The organism is Roseiarcus sp. (assembly GCF_052145395.1).
Classification (GTDB): domain Bacteria; phylum Pseudomonadota; class Alphaproteobacteria; order Rhizobiales; family Beijerinckiaceae; genus Roseiarcus.
Genome location: NZ_JBKQOT010000873.1, coordinates 1 through 4016, shown reverse-complemented (window position 1 = coordinate 4016; position 4016 = coordinate 1). Strand labels below are relative to the sequence as shown.

The 4016-nt window shown below is 61.8% G+C and carries 5 protein-coding genes; 1 reads left to right on the top strand and 4 read right to left on the bottom strand.

From position 1 onward, the window contains the following. Positions 1–408 precede the first annotated feature (408 nt). On the top strand, positions 409–585 hold the full coding sequence (locus tag ACLP25_RS30315; protein WP_442472803.1) for a LuxR C-terminal-related transcriptional regulator: 177 nt from the start codon (positions 409–411) through the stop codon (positions 583–585). Between the two features lie 314 nt (positions 586–899). Here the strand turns inward: ACLP25_RS30315 and ACLP25_RS30310 are convergent, their stop codons facing one another. From ACLP25_RS30310 to ACLP25_RS30295, 4 genes are all read right to left on the bottom strand, one after another. Beyond that, entirely contained in the window at positions 900–1838 is a 939-nt protein-coding gene (locus ACLP25_RS30310) for a heme o synthase (RefSeq protein WP_442472802.1), read from the bottom strand. A 26-nt stretch (positions 1839–1864) separates the two neighbouring features. After that, complete coding sequence (gene cyoD, locus ACLP25_RS30305) at positions 1865–2266, bottom strand: cytochrome o ubiquinol oxidase subunit IV (protein ID WP_442472801.1); 402 nt, start codon at positions 2264–2266, stop codon at positions 1865–1867. After that, a complete protein-coding gene (gene cyoC / locus ACLP25_RS30300; protein ID WP_442472800.1) occupies positions 2263–2934 on the bottom strand; it encodes a cytochrome o ubiquinol oxidase subunit III in 672 nt (223 codons plus the stop codon). Before cyoC ends, cyoD begins: the two co-directional genes overlap by 4 nt. After that, positions 2931–4016 (bottom strand): cbb3-type cytochrome c oxidase subunit I (locus ACLP25_RS30295; protein ID WP_442472799.1); only part of this gene is annotated, 1086 nt, incomplete at its 5' end. The genes ACLP25_RS30295 and cyoC, both read right to left, overlap by 4 nt.

The following is a 4016-nucleotide window of genomic DNA, read 5'->3' as shown; positions in this document are numbered from 1 at the left end:
CGTTGTGCTCAGCCCAATGGGCAATGGTCGCGCGCTTCTAACCACCTGCAATGCTGATATGGCTTGGTGGTGCAAGCTCGGTAATGCTTTGGTTTAGGCGACAGACGTCCCTTGGCGTAGCGTCGGCTCTCGCCAGACAGGCAGTCGGCTTCGTTGGCCTTTCTCGCATATCGCCAAGCAAGATCTGGTCTCGCAACGCTCCGCGCCCAGCCAGCTCGTCTAGGGACCTTTACTCTCGCGGCGCCTCGCCGTCAGACTTCGGCCCCTGAGCGACCATAGGGAATACGCACGCCTTCCACCGAAGGCATCCTCGATCTCATCGAAGACGTGCGGTGATGCTTCCGCGCATTCTTGTCGGCGACCAGCGCGATCCAGCCTTGCCGTGCGTGCAGCGTCTGCTCTCCGGAAATGGGGAAGCCGCGTGCAAAGCCCCCTGGCGAGCGCGAGCGTCGCGTGCTGGCGCTCATGGCTCTCGATCAGTCGAATAAGGAGGTCGAGCGGTCGCTCATGAGCGGTCGCTCAAATATTTCGACCGAGACTGTGAAGACGCATCTCAAGAAGACTTTCGTCAAACTTGACGTCTAGCAGCGCTAGCAAACGGCCGAACTGGCCCGTTCGCCTGGCCTGCTTGACGAAAATTGACGCCGCTCGCTCAGTGTTTCACCATTGAAGCCAAACGAGGATGCTCTTGAGGAGAGTGTCAGACTGCTCGGCGGCGTTGGGCGACCTCCGCAAGGATCCGTTCTCGCCTTTCGAACCAGGCGTCCAAACGGGCAACATGCGGCCCGCGCCAGCCAGGCGAGACAGAGGTCGTTTCACTCGCCGGGCGTCGCGGCTCCTGCTCCCAAGTCCTTGAGCTCCGCATCGTAGTCTTGACCATTGGCGTCTCCAACTGTGACTCACGACTGTGTCGTCATCGAATCCATAAGCAGCGCTGCGAACAGCGCGAACAAGTAGACGATGGAGAAAATGAACAGGCGACGAGCTGGCCGCTTGTCCGCCTCTCCGCTCGTGCGGAGCGTCGATGCCAACATGATCATCGTTGCTGAGGAAAGAGCCGATGTCGTTGCGTAGATGGAACCTGCAGGTCCGAGGGCCCAGGGGAGAATCGAAACCGGCGCCAGCAGCAAGGTGTAGAGGCAGATCTGCCGCTTTGTTTCGGCCCTCCCGGCGACGACCGGCAGCATCGGGACCCCGGCGCGAGCGTAGTCATGAGCGCGATTGAGCGACAGCGCCCAAAAGTGAGGCGGCGTCCAAAGGAAGATGATGAGGAACAGGATGAGCGGTTGGATGCCGATGCTGCCGGTCGTGGCTACCCAGCCTATCACCGGAGGAAATGCGCCGGCGGCGCCGCCGATGACGATGTTCTGAGCGGTTCGGCGCTTGAGCCATATGGTATAGACGACGACGTAAAAGAAAATCGTGAAGGCGAGCAGCGCCGCCGCGGCAACATTGGCTGCAAAGGCCAGGACAAGAACGGCGACCGCTGCGAGCATGAGGCCGAATGCAAGGGCCTCCGGTCGTGAAACGCGGCCGAACGGAATGGGTCGCATGGCGGTGCGCGACATGACGGCGTCGATATCGGCATCGTACCACATATTGAGCGCGCCCGCGGCGCCGGCGCCGGCGCTGATGCAGAGAAGGGCGACGAGGCTGACGACGGGATCGTGGCGACCGGGTGCCGCCAATAGCCCGCACAGCGCGGTGAAAACGACGAGCGACATGACGCGCGGCTTCATCAGCGCGACGAAATCACCCGCTCGCGCCAAACCGCTCCTCGGCCGAGCAACTGCGCCGGCAAACCGCGCAATGCCTGTGCCTTGACTTGCAATCGACATGATCCGAGGTCCCGCTCTCTGATGAGTCACTGATGCATGTGCATCATCTGATCCATAGGCATCATGTTATGGTTCATGGTTGTCATGACCCAGATCGTGCCGACCATCAGCACCAGAACGATCAGCACCCCGAAGGCAAGCGCCAAGACGTTGTTGGTGTTGTCCGGGCCGGTCGTGATGTGGAGGAAGAAGACGAGGTGAACGCCGATTTGCGCGATGGCGAGAACGACCAGCGCAACGGGAATGCTCGGAGTCCAAACGAGGGTGGTGCCCGCGACGAAGAACGACACCACCGTGAGCAGCGTTGCGAGCCCGAGCCCCAGCAGGTAGCTCCCGACGGCGCCGGTAGTCTCCTGATGGTCAAAGTCCTGGTCGCCCGGAACCGCGTCCGCGAAATGCGAGCCCGCTTGCCGTTCGGAATAGCTCATTGCGCGACTCCCATCAGATACACCATGGTGAAGATCCCGACCCAAATGATATCGAGGGTGTGCCAGAACAGGCCGAAACAGAGTACGCGCCTCAGAACGTCGGCCCGGTATCCCTTGGCGAACACCTGCGCCATCATCGTCAGGAGCCACAGCAGGCCGACGGTCACGTGCAGGCCGTGCAGGCCGACCAGCGCAAAGAAGGACGAGAGGAACGCGCTGCGGGCGGGCCCCGCCCCCTCCGCGATCATGCTCCTGAATTCGTTGATCTCGATGAAGAGAAACGCCGCTCCCAGAAGGCAGGTCGCGGTCATTGCGCCATAGAACCAGGAGCCGCGGTTAGTGCGCGCCCCGATGCTCGCCAGGCCGCAAGTAAAGCTCGAGAGGAGAAGGCAGGCCGTCTCGACTGCAACCTTGTGCAGATCGAACAGATCCCGCCCGCTCGGTCCCCCTGCCGTCGCGCCGACCAGCACCGCGTAGGTGGCAAAGAACGCGGAAAACATGATGATGTCGCTGAGCAGGTAGATCCAAAAGCCGTAGCCGACCACGATGCGCTTCGAGACCTGATCATGACCCGGGAGAGGCCCCGCGTAGGAATGTTCCCATGCGTCGCGGTCTGGTCGAAAGCGGTTGAATTCATCGCGGCCGCCGGCCGCCTCGAAGGCGCTCATGGCGTCAACTCCAGTTGAGTGTGAGAAAGCGCCTCGCTGCGCTCGCCCCGGTTGGCTCGATCGAGGCGCGCGACCACGTCAGCCGGGATGACGTACTCGACCCTGTCCCGCCAGGCGAAGGCGACGAAGGTCGCGTAGGCGCCTAAGGCAGACGCGGCCACGATCCACCAGATGTGCCAGATGAGCGCGAAACCCATGAAGGTGGCGAAGAAGGCGCAGATGAAGCCCGTTGGAGTGTTCCTGGGCAGCTCGATGTCCGTATAGGCGGGCTCTTTGCTGAGCTTTCTCTGCTCTAGGGCGCGCTGCTTCATCGCCCAATAGGCGTCCCGGCCCTCGACCTCAGGGAGCACCGCGAAGTTGTAGGCCGGCGGCGGCGACGACGTCGCCCATTCGAGGGAACGCCCGTTCCAGGGATCTCCAGTCTCGTCGCGAAGCTCGTCTCGGTAGCGAATGCTCACGACGAGTTGGGCGATCTGGAAGATGATCCCAACCAGGATTATGGCCGAGCCTCCCGCCGCGGCGAGCAACCATGGGTGCCAGGCAGCGACATCGTAGTGCTGCATGCGCCGGGTCATTCCCATCAGCCCCACGACATAGAGCGGCATGAACGCGACGTAAAATCCGACGGTCCAGCACCAGAACGCCGCCTTGCCCAGACCTTCGTGCAGCCGGAAGCCGAACGCTTTCGGGAACCAGTAGGTGTAGCCGGCGAACAAGCCGAACAGCACACCGCCGATGATGGTGTTATGGAAGTGGGCCACGAGGAAGAGACTGTTGTGGAGGACGAAGTCCGCTGGAGGAATGGCCAGCAGGACTCCGGTCAGGCCGCCGATCACGAACGTGACCATGAACGAGATCGACCACAACATTGGCGTCGAATAAACGATCCGGCCCCCGTACATCGTGAAGAGCCAGTTGAAGACCTTGACCCCCGTCGGCACTGCAATGATCGTCGTCGCGATGCCGAAGACCGTGTTGACATCGGCGCCCGCCCCCATCGTGAAGAAGTGGTGCAACCACACCGTGAAGGAGATGATGCAGATGGCCATGGTTGCCATCACCATCGAGCGGTAGCCGAACAA